At 45.3% G+C, this 13,903-nt stretch carries 13 protein-coding genes; 8 read left to right on the forward strand and 5 right to left on the reverse strand.

All coding sequences use genetic code 11. The features are described from left to right. Positions 1-7: 7 nt before the first annotated feature. A complete protein-coding gene (locus tag KDM92_RS16935; RefSeq protein ID WP_212685596.1) occupies positions 8-1,990 on the reverse strand; it encodes a monovalent cation:proton antiporter family protein in 1,983 nt (660 codons plus the stop codon). Positions 1,991-2,230: 240 nt separating this feature from the next. Beyond that, the gene (locus KDM92_RS16940; RefSeq protein ID WP_212685597.1) at positions 2,231-2,986 is read right to left on the reverse strand and encodes a BPSS1780 family membrane protein; all 756 of its coding nucleotides are present in this window, start codon (positions 2,984-2,986) and stop codon (positions 2,231-2,233) included. Between the two features lie 305 nt (positions 2,987-3,291). Between KDM92_RS16940 and KDM92_RS16945 the strand changes: the two genes are divergently transcribed. The 8 genes from KDM92_RS16945 to KDM92_RS16980 all read left to right on the forward strand — a co-directional run bounded on the left by KDM92_RS16945 (position 3,292) and on the right by KDM92_RS16980 (position 10,187). Further along, the gene (locus tag KDM92_RS16945; RefSeq protein ID WP_212685598.1) at positions 3,292-4,326 is read left to right on the forward strand and encodes a KpsF/GutQ family sugar-phosphate isomerase; all 1,035 of its coding nucleotides are present in this window, start codon (positions 3,292-3,294) and stop codon (positions 4,324-4,326) included. Further along, positions 4,326-4,904 (forward strand): KdsC family phosphatase, encoded by a 579-nt coding sequence (locus KDM92_RS16950; protein ID WP_212685599.1) that lies wholly within the window; start codon positions 4,326-4,328, stop codon positions 4,902-4,904. The genes KDM92_RS16945 and KDM92_RS16950 overlap by 1 nt, the downstream gene beginning before the upstream one ends. Further along, positions 4,894-5,508 carry an LPS export ABC transporter periplasmic protein LptC gene (gene lptC / locus KDM92_RS16955; protein ID WP_212685600.1) on the forward strand — a complete coding sequence of 205 codons (615 nt, stop codon included), beginning with the start codon at positions 4,894-4,896 and terminating at the stop codon, positions 5,506-5,508. The genes KDM92_RS16950 and lptC overlap by 11 nt, the downstream gene beginning before the upstream one ends. Positions 5,509-5,590: 82 nt before the next feature. Beyond that, complete coding sequence (gene lptA / locus KDM92_RS16960) at positions 5,591-6,205, forward strand: lipopolysaccharide transport periplasmic protein LptA (protein ID WP_212685601.1); 615 nt, start codon at positions 5,591-5,593, stop codon at positions 6,203-6,205. A 4-nt stretch (positions 6,206-6,209) separates the two neighbouring features. Beyond that, positions 6,210-6,953: an LPS export ABC transporter ATP-binding protein gene (lptB, locus tag KDM92_RS16965; RefSeq protein ID WP_212685602.1), complete on the forward strand. Its 744-nt coding sequence runs from the start codon at positions 6,210-6,212 to the stop codon at positions 6,951-6,953. A 27-nt stretch (positions 6,954-6,980) separates the two neighbouring features. Beyond that, positions 6,981-8,480 (forward strand): RNA polymerase factor sigma-54, encoded by a 1,500-nt coding sequence (locus KDM92_RS16970; RefSeq protein ID WP_212685603.1) that lies wholly within the window; start codon positions 6,981-6,983, stop codon positions 8,478-8,480. Between the two features lie 128 nt (positions 8,481-8,608). Then, a complete protein-coding gene (hpf, locus tag KDM92_RS16975) occupies positions 8,609-8,962 on the forward strand; it encodes a ribosome hibernation-promoting factor, HPF/YfiA family (RefSeq protein WP_189347799.1) in 354 nt (117 codons plus the stop codon). 133 nt (positions 8,963-9,095) lie between these two features. Continuing rightward, on the forward strand, positions 9,096-10,187 hold the full coding sequence (locus tag KDM92_RS16980; RefSeq protein ID WP_212685604.1) for an enoyl-CoA hydratase/isomerase family protein: 1,092 nt from the start codon (positions 9,096-9,098) through the stop codon (positions 10,185-10,187). A gap of 107 nt (positions 10,188-10,294) precedes the next feature. Here KDM92_RS16980 and KDM92_RS16985 read toward each other — a convergent pair whose 3' ends face one another. The 3 genes from KDM92_RS16985 to aroKB are packed head-to-tail and all read right to left on the reverse strand — an operon-like array spanning position 10,295 to position 13,886. After that, positions 10,295-10,981, reverse strand: a complete 687-nt coding sequence (locus tag KDM92_RS16985) for a DUF4197 domain-containing protein (protein WP_230408407.1) — start codon at positions 10,979-10,981, stop codon at positions 10,295-10,297. Between the two features lie 44 nt (positions 10,982-11,025). Beyond that, on the reverse strand, positions 11,026-12,177 hold the full coding sequence (locus KDM92_RS16990; protein WP_212685606.1) for a deoxyguanosinetriphosphate triphosphohydrolase: 1,152 nt from the start codon (positions 12,175-12,177) through the stop codon (positions 11,026-11,028). A gap of 26 nt (positions 12,178-12,203) precedes the next feature. Then, positions 12,204-13,886, reverse strand: a complete 1,683-nt coding sequence (gene aroKB, locus KDM92_RS16995; RefSeq protein WP_212685607.1) for a bifunctional shikimate kinase/3-dehydroquinate synthase AroKB — start codon at positions 13,884-13,886, stop codon at positions 12,204-12,206. Positions 13,887-13,903: the final 17 nt, after the last annotated feature.

Below are 13,903 nucleotides of genomic sequence, written 5' to 3' on the forward strand. Positions count from 1 at the left end.
GTTTTTCCTATTTTAATAATTTCTGTTCTGCGCGGGCGACTCCCTCGGCAGTACCACGCAATACGATCACATCGCTCGCCTGCAAGACCAAATCACTGTCAGCGGACAAACGATTTTTACCGCGTCGGACGCCTGTGACATCAACCGCCAATTCGTTCAATGATAATTCTTGAATACGCTTACCTATCATTTTACTGCGCTCACTCAAGACCACGGTATGCAAACGTAGCTGTAAATTCTCGGCATCATCAACCACATCACTGGCGCCATGAAAGAATCCACGCAATGATTCATAACGCGCATCGCGTGCCATTTGAACTGTATGTACCACGCGCCTTAAAGGTACGCCCAACAATACCAAGGCGTGCGACGCTAACATCAAACTGCCTTCCATCAAATCAGGAACCACTTCAGTCGCACCTGCTGCACGCAATTTCTCTAAATCGGTATCATCGTGACTACGCACCACCACCGGCAAACTTGGATTAAGCTCATGCACCAAATGTAAAATCTTTAGCGCTGATGGTGTATTGGTATAAGTGATCACCAATGCAGCAGCACGATTAATCCCAGCTGCCGTCAAACTTTCTCGGCGTCCCGCATCGCCATAAGACACGTTCGCGCCAGCATTTTGCGCCTCATTAATTCGATCTGGATCTAAGTCTAAAGCGTGATAATCGATATGTTCATCGGTTAATAATTTCGCCAAATTTTGGCCGCTACGACCAAAGCCAGCAATAATCACATGCTTCTTTACTTTCATGGTACGCGCCGCTATTTGCGTCAATGCTAAGGATTGCATCATCCATTCGTTAGACGATAGCTTTAAAACGATCCAATCCGATTTCGCCAAAATAAATGGCGAGATCAACATCGATAACACCATCGACGCCAAGATCAACTGTAACAACATGGGATCAATCAAATTCAAACCGCCAGCTTGATTCAATAATACAAAACCAAACTCACCTGCCTGTGCTAGACCAAGGCCGGTACGTAGAGCGACGCTAGTGGGGCATGAAAATAAGCGAGCAAGTAAAAAGATTAATCCAAATTTAAATACAACCGGCCCAATCAATAACAGCAAGATTAACCACCCGTAGTCGAGCACTAGCTGCAGATTGAGTAACATGCCAACCGTGATGAAAAACAAGCCCAATAAAACATCACGGAACGATTTGATATCTTCTTCAACTTGATGCTTGTATTCGGTTTCAGAAATCAACATTCCCGCGACAAATGCACCTAGCGCCAACGACAAGCCAGCTTTTTCGGTTAGCCATGCCGCCCCCAAAGTGAACAGCAACAAGTTCAGCATGAATAATTCTTGCGAGCGACGGCGCACGACAATCGCAAACCACTCTCGCACTACTCTTTTGCCAACAAAAAACAGCAAAAATAAGACCACCGTTGCCTTGCCCGCTGCAGTCAATAAACTCATGCTGAGGTTGTCCGAATCAGCAGCCAAGGCTGGTACCAAAATTAATAGAGGCACGACAGCGAGATCTTGAAATAACAGCACACTGATGATTTGCCGACCGTGCGGACTTTCTAATTCCAATTTTTCGGTCAACATTTTTGACACAATCGCCGTCGACGACATCGATAAAGCCCCACCAATAGCAAATGCTGCCTCCCAGCTAATCGCAAAATACTCTGGTAACACCACCGCAGCGCCAAAGCACATCAGCATCGCTAGGCCTATCGTACTCACCACTTGCGCCATGCCGAGACCAAACACCGCTCTGCGCATCGAAATCAATTTCGGTAAAGAGAATTCAAGCCCAATCGAAAACATCAAAAACACGACGCCGAACTCAGCCAGTAAATGTGTAGTTGAACTTTCCTGCGCCCAACCAAATGCATGCGGACCAATCACAATCCCAACTGCGAGATATCCGAGCATGGGTGGCAGATTCAATAAGCGTAAAGCAACCACACCTAACACGGCGCTGCTTAACAAAAGTAAAGTTGTATCAAGAGCATTCATGCTGCTTATTATTACCGATTATTCACACCAGACACAGCCTAGATGGAGAGAAAACGACGAAAGTACTTGATTCATCGATAGAGAAAAACGCAGTAAATAAAAAACGCGGAACGAATTGAGCTGCCCCAAAATCGTTACCGCGTTTTCTATTTTTCTAACTACAGACTCAGCATGTCGCTGTTGTTGCTAGTACGTTAGATGTTCATGCCACTTTCCGCACAAACCAAAGATTCACCAAAATTAAGCAAGAAAAATATCACGATAGGCTGCATAAATTGCGCCAATTAATACTGGTCCCAATACCAACCATCCTAGCCCCAAGGGGATCGACGCCAAAATAGCGAAAACAATATACAGCACAAAGAATAACAAGAACGCTGCCCAATTCTTCAAGCTAACTTTCAAGCTCATCAACAATGCGTCAATCGGTGCGACGTTATGAAACACCACTAGGGCTGGCGCGAACCAAATTGCCATCGCCAATGGGATCGCGATCAACATCGCCAGCAATACAAAACCAAGCAATGCACTAAAACCCAAGCCCATCAAGCTCGCGCTACCAAATGCTGCGCCTGTCGCAATGGCGCCACCAAACACAGCCACTGCAAAAACACCAACGATCATCGATACGACAAAGAAACCAATCATCCAAATCAAGCCGAGCAATGCTAATGAACCAAATTTATCTTTAAATCCTGCAAACAAAAACTCAAAGGTCACGGGTTTCGACTCACGATGCGCTTGGCAAGCCAACATTAACCCGCCGAAAAACGCAGGCATCAACAAATTAAAAATAAAGGGTCCAATACCAGGAATCACATTCAGCACAAACATGATCACAAACAGTACGACCACCATGCCTATCCACACACCTGCATTCGCTTTAAACTGATCGAAGCCATAGCCATACCAAGATGTGGCTTTGCCTGCATCAATGGCATTACCTTCGGGATTATATTTTGCTTGCAGCGGAACTTCCGACACGAGGTTACTCATGTTTGGGAAATTATTTTCTGGCTGATCAGGGTTCACATTCATATATAAGCTTTCTAAAAAGTGTTAGAAGAAAATCGTACCAATAGTACATTTACGCAATTTCGTAGCAGCAAAAGTATCCTTGAATAAAAATTAATTGACAAGCTTTCGTCTTATTTCTAGATCGCCAAACTTCCATTTCTCGTCATTTTCTCGATCTTTGCTACGTTTAACCAACAGATTGCAAGACACTTGCCGAAGTCCTTGATAACAAATTCACATCTGGCAGAGTTCTTGCTTAATCATATTTAGTTTATACTCCACGCATGAGCACATTAAATACCTCTTCAGAAAAAAGCCTAGCGCCCTCAAGGGACGCGAAGGCTGAACACGCCTTACAACTGGCTTGCGAAACTTTACAAATCGAGGCGGATGCGATTTCCAATCTCAAGCAACGCTTGAGTGGCGGTGACTCTTCCGCATTTATCAATGCGATCCATTTGGTTTTACATTGCAAAGGCCGGTTAGTCATTTCCGGTATTGGCAAATCTGGTCACATTGCCCGCAAGATTGCCGCTACTTTTGCCTCTACTGGTACACCATCCTTTTTCTTGCATCCAGCTGAAGCTGCACATGGCGATCTCGGCATGGTCACCTCACAAGATGTTTTCATCGCCATTTCTTACTCTGGTGAAGCGGGCGAATTGATTGCTATTTTGCCGATCTTAAAACGTCTCGGTGTCAAGTTGATTGCCCTCACTGGTAACCCGCATTCGACCCTAGCCAAACTCGCTGATTTGCATTTAAGTGTGCATGTCGAAAAAGAAGCTTGCCCTCTCAATCTGGCACCAACCGCAAGCACGACGGTTACTTTAGCGCTCGGTGATGCGCTCGCTGTCGCGGTGCTTGATGCACGAGGATTCAAAGAAGAAGATTTTGCGCGTTCACATCCAGGTGGCGCACTTGGTCGACGCTTACTCACGCATGTAAAAGACGTAATGCGAACCGGTAATGCAATTCCGCAGGTCAAACCGGATACCAAACTCAGCAGTGCCTTGCTGGAAATCACCCAAAAAGGGATGGCGATGACGGCGATCGTCGATCATGATCAGCGTATCGTCGGCGTTTTTACCGACGGTGATTTACGTCGCTTAATGGATAAACCGCTCAATTTTTCTGAATTGATGATTGCCGATATTATGCGCAAAAATCCGCATCGCATCGGCCCTGAACAATTAGCAGTAGAAGCGGTAGAAATTATGGAGCAACATCGAATCAATCAATTATTGGTGGCAGACGCCGACGGCAAACTCGTTGGCGCATTACACATCCATGATTTGACACGAGCCAAGGTAATTTGATGACTTCACAGACCACACATGCTTCGGTGTTTTCAGCGTCGAGCGCGATACAACAAGCGACACAAGTACGCCTGATGATCTTTGACGTGGATGGCATTTTGACTGATGGCAGCTTACATTTTGGCGCTGATGGCGAAATGATGAAAACCTTTAATGTCCTCGATGGTCAAGGCATCAAACTATTGCAAAATGCAGGCATCGCCACTGCAATTATCAGTGCACGACAATCGGCCATCGTCAGCAAACGTGCAAGTGATCTCGGCATCACGCATGTGATGCAAGGGATTCACAATAAAAAATCGGCATTTTTAACACTGACCAAGGAACTTCAGATACCACATCAGGAATGCGGTTTCATTGGTGATGACGTCATAGATTTGCCAATCTTGTTACGTGTTGGTTTTGCTGCGAGTGTTCCGAATGGGCATGAAGAAGTACGTCAGCGTGTTGCTTACGTGACAAAAGCACATGGCGGTAAAGGTGCGGTACGCGAGATCTGCGATTTTATTTTACAAGCGCAAAATAAATACCAAGCAGCGATTGCGCCATTTTTAGATGTGAGTAACGATGACTGCTGATCGTATCCGAGTTTGGCTTGGTGTCGCCCTGCTTGGCTTAGTCATGCTCGGTAGTTTTTGGATCTATGAAGTGATGCGACGTCAAAGTGAAGATGAGGCCGCCAATGCAAAGAATCGCAGCGAGCCTGATTACTACGTTGAGAATTTTAATTTTGTGCGACTGTCACAATCAAAACAAACCAATTATCGCGTCACAGGTGAAAAACTGATTCATTATCCGCGCGAAGATGAATTCGAAATCGTACAGCCGAGAATCGTTGGTATCGATCAAGAAAAAACACCTATGACGATCCGTGCCGAACGCGCCATCGTGAAACAAAAAGTACAAGAGAAATCACAAAGCAAACCGGAAGACCAAATTCACATGCAGGGCAATGTATTAGTCGAACGCAGCAAAAGCGATCAAGGTGGTCATTTAACCATGGCGACGAATAGCCTGATTCTGTTTCCAGACAGCGAAAGAATGCGTACATCTGAGCAGATCACAATGACGACGGCGCGCGCGAATATCACAGCGAACGGAATGGAAGCAGACAATAGCACGCAAAAAATCCGCTTACTCAATAAAGTACAAATTAGTATTGCACCACCTTCGTCAAAGTAAATTGAAATCTGGTCATATAGAAATGTGCGCCATTCAGCAGAGCGCCAAGGCCACGGTGACGATTAAAAATTAAGGAACACACATGAGCATACCAAGAAATATTTCACTCAAATCGATGCCAACGATACGCGTCCTTAGTACGCTTAGCTTGTGCGCGGTGGTTCTTCTACCGCTCAGCGTGCGTGCAGAAAAAGCGGATAGCCAAAAACGTACCAACATTTCTGCTGAATATACCGAATTTGATGGCAAAACAAATACCAAGGTACTAAAAGGCAAAGTTGAATTAACCCGTGGCACTTTATTGATCCGTGCAGAAAATGGTGTAGAAACCGAAACCGCTGACGGTGGCGGCAGCGTGACCTTATCTGGCCACGCTGGTAGTCAAGTTTTCTTTCGTCAAAAACGTGATGGCGGTGACGATTTATGGATAGAGGGTTCCGCGGATCGTGTTGAGTACGATAAAAAATCAGAAGTAGTACGCTTTATTAGCAAAGCAAAAGTTCGCTATTTAAGCCAACAAAAAGTCACGCAAGAACAAAATGGTGAATTTTTATCTTACGACAGTGTGAACGACGTCTTCACCGCAACCAACTCAGCGAGCGGCAAACACGTTCCCGGTGGCGGTCGCGTGACAATTACGTCTGAACCTAAAGAAAAAAAATCCGATAGCAAACAGGACAGTAAAGAAAATAAGTGATCTTATGACTAGCACACTCGTAATCGAAGGCTTACAAAAACGCTATGGCATGCGCCAAGTCGTCCACGATGTTTCTTTGCAAGTGAAGAGCGGCGAAGTTGTTGGTTTACTTGGCCCAAATGGCGCAGGCAAAACAACTTCGTTCTATATGATTGTTGGCCTAGTCCCTTCCGATGCTGGCAAAATTGATGTCGATGGCGTCAATATTTCTAATTTTCCGATTCATCAACGTGCACAATTAGGGCTGTCTTACCTACCCCAAGAAGCCTCGGTATTTAGAAAACTATCGGTGGAAGATAATGTTCGCGCGGTCTTAGAATTGCAAAAAAATTCAAACGGAAAACCACTCAGCAAAACAGAAATCGAGCAACGCTTAAATACGCTACTCGAAGAACTCCAAATCGATGGCTTGCGCGAGAGCCCAGCGCGTGCCTTGTCTGGTGGCGAACGACGCCGTGTAGAGATCGCGCGTGCACTCGCAACCAATCCAAGGTTTGTATTGCTGGATGAACCATTTGCCGGCGTCGATCCGATTGCGGTCATCGAAATTCAACGTATTGTTCGCTTCCTCAAGGAACGCGATATCGGTGTGTTAATTACCGATCATAATGTACGTGAAACACTAGGGATATGCGACCATGCTTATATCATTAATCAAGGCTCGGTATTAGCAAGCGGTCGCCCCGACGAAATCATCACCAACGAGACCGTTAGACGTGTCTACTTGGGTGAACATTTCCGCATGTAGCTCAGACCATACGATGATGTCTAAGTCATGAAGCAAAGCCTACAACTACGCACCTCGCAACATCTTGCGCTCACGCCACAACTACAGCAATCTATCCGCTTGCTGCAATTGTCGACCTTAGAACTGCATCAAGAGTTAGAGACCTTGCTCATCGAAAATCCGATGCTAGAAAGAGTCGATGATGCATTGGATAATGCCGTGCGTCTGTTAGCCGATGGCTGTATCAATAACGCCAGTGTACAAAACGAGAGCGAATTCAAATCACCTGAAACTGAAACAGCGACAACAGATAGCGTTGCGATCAACACAGCGAATGACACGCCTGACAATCAAGTTGAGGTCGAAGTACAAAATGCTGGCGATGATTGGAGTTTCGATGAGGCGCCTATCTCTGGCTCAAAAAGCAATCAAGATGATGAAGACGGTCGGCCGCAATTAGAAGCGGCACAAACCACATTGCGCGAGTATCTATTGGAGCAAATGCGCATCTCGATTCGCGAGCCACGTGATCGTGCTCTGATTGAATTGGTCATCGACGCCATTGATGAAAATGGTTATCTGTGTGAGTCATTAGAAGAGATTCATGCGAGTTTGCCGATTGATTTATGCGTTGAAATTGAAGAACTCCAATTCGCCTTGAATATGCTGCAAAGTTTCGAGCCTGAAGGTGTTGGGGCCCGAACCACTGCGGAATGTCTAGCAATTCAAATCAAGCGTTTTCCCAAAATTCCTTTTGTTACACGACGCCTTGCGCTACAAATTGTGCAGGATTATTTGCCTTTGTTTGCACAACGAGATTTCACTAAACTACGCAAATTTTTACAATGCGACGACGAAGATTTACGTGAAGCGCAAGTCGTGATTCGCCAATGCAATCCCAAACCAGGGCTCGCCTTTGCTGCAGCAAAATCAGATTATGTCGTGCCAGATGTGGTGGTCAAAAAAATTGGTGACGAATGGCAAGTCATGCTTAATCGTGATGTGATGCCGCGCCTGCGCATCAATCAAATGTATGCGAATTTAATGAAACAGCAACGCGGCGATACCAATCTCAATCCGCAGCTGCAAGAAGCACGTTGGTTGATCAAAAATATGCGGCAACGTTTCGATACGATTTTGCGCGTTGCACAAGCTATAGTGGAAAGACAATACAATTTTTTCACGCATGGCGCTGTTGCGATGAGACCCCTTGTTTTACGCGAAATAGCTGATACACTAGGATTACACGAGAGCACTATTTCTCGTGTAACAACTCAGAAATTTATGCTGACGCCCCATGGCATGTTTGAGTTAAAGTATTTTTTCGGTAGTCACGTCGCGACAGAAACTGGGGGCGAAGCATCTTCTACTGCGATACGGGCACTGATCAAACAATTAATAGGAGAAGAAGACCAGAAGAAACCCCTTTCGGATAGCAAGATTGCCGACATATTGGGAGAACAAGGCATGGTCATCGCGCGGCGCACTGTTGCCAAATATCGCGAAGCTCTGAAAATTCCTCCAGTCAGTCTGCGAAAATCTCTATAAACCAGTTCTTGAAATACTGTTTTCTATCGTTATATATGATTTAGCTCAATACACATTTCTGCCCATGAGCGATCGTAGTAACGGCAGTATAGAAGTAAATAAAAGTAATATCACTAAAGGAGCGCAGTATGAATCTCACCATCAGTGGACACCATGTCGAAGTAACTCCTGCAATTCGTGAATATGTACAAACAAAGCTCGAACGGGTAAGACGACACTTCGATCAAGTCATTGATATTGCCGTCATTTTGACGGTCGATAAGCTCCGCGAAAAGGACAAGCGCCACAAAGCCGATATTAATTTGCATCTGAGTGGAAAAGACATCCACGTTGAAAGTTTGGCGCATGATCTATATGCAGCCATTGATGCTTTAGTCGATAAACTTGATCGTCAAGTGATTAAACATAAGGATAAAATTCAAGACCATCAACATGATGCGATCAAACATATTCCTGATCCGACCTCAACACAATTAGATTAAGTATCCATTTCAATTCACTTTCTGTGATGATCCTAGGGCGCTTTTCAGCGCCCTTTTATTTTGCTCTATTTTGATTTTTCAAGCCAATCGCTCTGAGTTAAAATCGAACTCTACTAAATCTTACGGCAAGCTTATGAGCTCTCACGTCTTAACCGAAATCAATAACAATATTGGCATCATCTCACTTGATCGTCCGAAAGCACTTAACTCTTTATCACTTGAGATGGTGCGTGCGATTACCGCAACTTTATTCGCGTGGCGCGACAATCCAGAAGTCAAGGCTGTTTTTATTCATAGCAGTAGCGAAAAAGCTTTCTGCGCTGGCGGTGACATTCGCTTCTTCTACGATGTCGGCACGAAAACACCGATGCAGGATAGTGCCCTATTAGAAGACTTCTTCACCGAAGAATATGCACTAAATCATTTAATCCATTTTTATCCCAAACCTTATATCGCCTTGCTAAATGGCGTTGTAATGGGTGGTGGTATGGGAATTGCCCAATCAGGTGTCGCAAGTCGCTTACGTATAGTCACAGAACGAACTAAGATGGCAATGCCAGAAGTGAATATCGGCTTATTTCCCGATGTTGGTGGTGGTTATTTCTTAAATCAAACACCAGGTGAAATTGGACGGTATCTGGGTCTTACGGGTGAAGTGATTCTAGGTATGGATGCCATTTATGCGAATCTCGCTGATTTGTTCATACCGACTTCTGCTATTCCCGATCTATTGCTACTGATTGCGCAATCAAAAGTTCCAGATATCCGGATCGCTATTCGCGATTTCGCATCGGAGTTTTATCAAGCTTCAGATATCCACAACTGCAAGTTGGCCCAACAAAGAAGCGCTATCGATCATCACTTTAAAACAGCTAGCGTTGATGAAGTAATGGCATCTCTCGCAAAAGATACAAGTGACTTTGCAATCGCCACATTATCCACCATGCAAAAACGCTCACCGCTGATGATGGCAGTCACTGCTGAACAGCTTCAGCGCTGCCGACAAAAATCGGTTGCAGATTGCCTACGCATAGAACGAACGATGGTGAGACATTGCTTTAAACATGGCGAAGTATTGGAAGGCGTACGTGCTTTGGTTGTGGACAAAGACAATACGCCCAAATGGTCACCTGCAACTATCGCGGAAGTGGATGCAGCGCTAGTTGCAAGCTTTTTTGCTGAAGTGTGGCCAAGTTATGCCCATCCTTTAGCTCACCTGCAATAAACAATGACATAGCGAGTTCATCGTACGCCAGTACCAATCAGTTGGTACTGGCCTTGCTGTCGACGAGGTGCTCGATTTTGATGGTACTAAACGATCAAAATAAAAGCTTATTTCAACAAACCAAAAACTTTACCAATAATTTTGCTGCCGGTACCAATAGGATCCTGACGTATTTTTTTCTCTTCTTCAGCGATCATCGTATATAAGGCCTCTACCGCTTTACCTGATACGTAAGATTCGACCGTCGCTTCTTTTTCAGGTACTGCCCCCATCTTTTGTGCTTTAGCCATCACCGAATTGTATCTACTGGCGAGTCCTACTTTATCCGTTACCCCTTTCACAGTCGGGGTGAACTTGGTCGTCAATGCTACAGATGTTTTTTGTCTGAAAAAATCGGTGACAGAAGTTTCACCGCCACTTAAAATATTTTTCGCATCGGTGACCGACATTGTTTTCACCGCATCTAATAGCAATGGCTTCGCCATCGGCACGGCGGTTTCTGCCGCACGATTCATCGCCACGACCAATTCATCGAGATACTTACTTTGTCCGCTCAATTTAAGGATAGGTTTTGCTTTTTCCAAAATCGATGGTAATGGAATCTTTACTTTTTCATTGTTTAAGAATCCGTCAGCAACACCAAGCTTAGAAATCGCTGCATTCGCACCTTGTTCTAAAGCCGCTTTCAATCCACTATTGGCATCCTTGGTACTCAGCTGGCTCAAATCGACAGCGTAGCTGAATGCAGGAAGCATTAGTGCTGAAACTAAGACTACAGACTGCATTGATTTCATTGTTCGCATAGTTTTCCTTGTGAGCTAGTAAATTAACTTCGAACTTATACTTCTTCGATCTGATACAAGCGACGATGCTCGCGAATCGCAAAGCGATCCGTCATACCCGCAATATAATCGGCAATTCGTCGGGCTCGTGCGATTTGTGTTTGTTGCGGGTCATCGTGTGCGCTGACGCGATAATCTGGAGGTACTAATCCTGGCTCAGCCAACATGAGGGTGAACAATTCGCGCACTGTATTTTTGGCTTTGTTACTCATGCGATTGACTAAGTAATGCCGATACAAGTTTTCATATAAAAACTGTTTAAGCACTTTCGCCTCCTGATGCATATGATCGGAAAAAGCGATCATGGCAGGCAGCGCGCGTACATCATCGATACTCTTAGGCGCATAGTCGGCAATACGCTGTTCCGATGTTTGGATCAGATCGGTGATCAACAAATTGATCATACGACGAATGGTTTCTGAGATCGCTCTCCGTCCAGCAATGCCAGGATATGTATGATCTACCTCACGCCGAAATCGGGCATAGCAGTCGACTTCCATCAACTGTGATTCACTCAGCAAACCCGAGCGCAAACCATCATCGATGTCGTGATTGTTGTAAGCAATTTCATCGGCCAAATTGGTTAGCTGTGCTTCCAAACTTGGCTGCTTTTTCTCAATAAAGCGTAGGCCTAATTCACCGAGCGTGCGCGCGTTATTCAAAGAGCAGTGTTTGAGAATTCCTTCGCGGGCTTCGAAGCTTAAGTTCAATCCTTCAAAACTTGCATAACGCTCTTCTAATACATCCACCACGCGCAAACTTTGCAAATTGTGTTCGAACCCGCCATAGTCTTTCATACACGCGTTGAGGGCATCTTGGCCGGCGTGACCAAACGGAGTGTGGCCGAGATCATGCGCGAGCGAAATTGCCTCCACCAAATCTTCGTTCAAACGCAAGTTACGCGCAATAGAGCGCGCGATTTGTGCGACTTCAATACTGTGCGTCAAGCGGGTACGGAACAAATCACCTTCATGATTAACGAAGACTTGTGTTTTATATTCGAGACGACGAAAAGCCGTGCTGTGAATGATGCGATCTCGGTCTCTTTGAAATTCTGAACGAGAGCTTGGGGTTGGCTCCGAAAATCGTCGCCCCTTGGTTTGCGCAGATTGTGCAGCGTAAGGAGCGAGTTGATTATCGGAGAACATAAAATTACTTTCAAACAGTAAGGGATTTACTGGATGCTAGCTCTTAAAGTTGCTAACAGCAGATCTTTCGGCACCTCGGTAATAAGGCAATTGCCTAATGGCTTGAGCAAAATAAATTTAATTTGGCCGCCCTCATTTTTTTTGTCGACTTCCATCAAATCAACCCACACTTGTTCACCTAAATCTGGGGCGACGATAGGCAGTCCGGCTGCCTCAACTAATTGAGTAATGCGTGTTTTACTAACAAAATCAATATACCCAAGTCGATAAGATAAGTCTGCCGCCATCACCATACCACAGCCTACCGCTTCACCATGTAGCCAGTTACCGTAACCTAAACCTGACTCGATCGCATGGCCAAAAGTATGACCAAAATTTAAAATAGCGCGCAAGCCACCTTCTCGCTCATCTTGTCGCACCACATTGGCTTTGATCTCGCACGAACGCAATACCGCATAGGACAAGGCTTCAATATCTTTCGCACGTAACTTCTCAATATTGTTTTCTATCCAAGTAAAAAAACCGGAGTCGATAATTGCACCATGTTTAATCACCTCGGCCAAACCGGCAGACAGTTCGCGATCGGGTAAAGTTTTCAAGCTACTCATATCGGCAATCACTGCTTGCGGCTGATAAAACGCGCCTATCATATTCTTGCCTAAGGGGTGATTAATCCCGGTCTTGCCACCCACTGAGGAGTCAACTTGAGCTAACAGCGTAGTTGGAATTTGTATAAATGGGATGCCACGCATATAAGCTGAAGCGGCAAACCCAGTCATATCACCGATAACGCCGCCGCCCAAAGCGATCAGTGTTGTCTTGCGATCACACTTCTTAGCCAACAAGCCGTCGAATACCAACATCAAATTTTCCCAATTTTTGTACTCCTCCCCATCGGGCAAAATAATGGATTCGACCTGTTTACCAAGCATATGCAATTGCGTAGCCAGATTCTCTAGGTACAACGGTGCAACGACCGTGTTTGTTACGATCACAACGCGCTGGCCTTTGATTCGGCTTTGCAGCAATGCTGGATTAGACAACAAACCCTCACCAATCGTGATCGGATATGTTCGCTCACCAAGATCCACTTGCAGCGTTCGTGCTTGATGTATTTCCTGTTCCATAATGACTTTGTTTTGCGCCACAGTTGGTAACTGCTGGGTGATTTTCTGCACGGCTTGGTTCAAGCTACTCGCAGCTGCGGGTAGCTTTTCGACGATCGTTTGAACCAAGGTTTGTAACTGCGGCTGACCAGTTTCGATCACGATATGCGCGACTTCACGATAGAGTGGATCTCGTTGCTGCTCAAGCTCTTCAAGCTTCTTGCGCGGATCGGGAGTACGTAACAATGGCCGCTTTTTGTCGTGTCGAGTGCGATGCAAAATATTGCTGATACTCGCTTTCAAATAAACGACCGTGCCACGGGTATGGAGTAACTCTCGACTTTGGGGATTCAACACAGCGCCCCCACCTGTAGCAAGGACGATGTCTTCTTGTTGACAAAGATCGCGAATCACATCAGCTTCACGCTGACGAAAACTCGCCTCACCTTCAATTTCAAAAATCACTGAAATAGCGACGCCAGTACGCGCTTCTATTTCATGATCAGAATCAATAAACCGTTTGTTCAGTTTCTTGGCGAGGGCTCTGCCAACCGTAGTTTTGCCAGAGCCCATCAGACCTACTAAAAATATATTACTTGTCACTATATTTCTTCACGTCC

This window comes from Affinundibacterium baiyunense (assembly GCF_018139645.1).
In the GTDB taxonomy this organism is placed as follows: domain Bacteria; phylum Pseudomonadota; class Gammaproteobacteria; order Burkholderiales; family Burkholderiaceae_D; genus Undibacterium; species Undibacterium baiyunense.

What these genes read in the sequence shown, in the direction of transcription:
- KDM92_RS16950 (WP_212685599.1), top strand. Translation starts at nt 4,326, where the DNA reads ATGACTTCACAGACCACACATGCTTCGGTGTTTTCAGCGTCGAGCGCG.
- KDM92_RS16970 (WP_212685603.1), top strand. Translation starts at nt 6,981, where the DNA reads ATGAAGCAAAGCCTACAACTACGCACCTCGCAACATCTTGCGCTCACG.
- KDM92_RS16935 (WP_212685596.1), bottom strand. Translation starts at nt 1,990, where the DNA reads ATGAATGCTCTTGATACAACTTTACTTTTGTTAAGCAGCGCCGTGTTA.
- KDM92_RS16990 (WP_212685606.1), bottom strand. Translation starts at nt 12,177, where the DNA reads ATGTTCTCCGATAATCAACTCGCTCCTTACGCTGCACAATCTGCGCAA.
- KDM92_RS16985 (WP_230408407.1), bottom strand. Translation starts at nt 10,981, where the DNA reads ATGAAATCAATGCAGTCTGTAGTCTTAGTTTCAGCACTAATGCTTCCT.
- KDM92_RS16945 (WP_212685598.1), top strand. Translation starts at nt 3,292, where the DNA reads ATGAGCACATTAAATACCTCTTCAGAAAAAAGCCTAGCGCCCTCAAGG.
- lptB (WP_212685602.1), top strand. Translation starts at nt 6,210, where the DNA reads ATGACTAGCACACTCGTAATCGAAGGCTTACAAAAACGCTATGGCATG.
- lptA (WP_212685601.1), top strand. Translation starts at nt 5,591, where the DNA reads ATGAGCATACCAAGAAATATTTCACTCAAATCGATGCCAACGATACGC.
- KDM92_RS16980 (WP_212685604.1), top strand. Translation starts at nt 9,096, where the DNA reads ATGAGCTCTCACGTCTTAACCGAAATCAATAACAATATTGGCATCATC.
- hpf (WP_189347799.1), top strand. Translation starts at nt 8,609, where the DNA reads ATGAATCTCACCATCAGTGGACACCATGTCGAAGTAACTCCTGCAATT.
- lptC (WP_212685600.1), top strand. Translation starts at nt 4,894, where the DNA reads ATGACTGCTGATCGTATCCGAGTTTGGCTTGGTGTCGCCCTGCTTGGC.
- KDM92_RS16940 (WP_212685597.1), bottom strand. Translation starts at nt 2,986, where the DNA reads ATGAGTAACCTCGTGTCGGAAGTTCCGCTGCAAGCAAAATATAATCCC.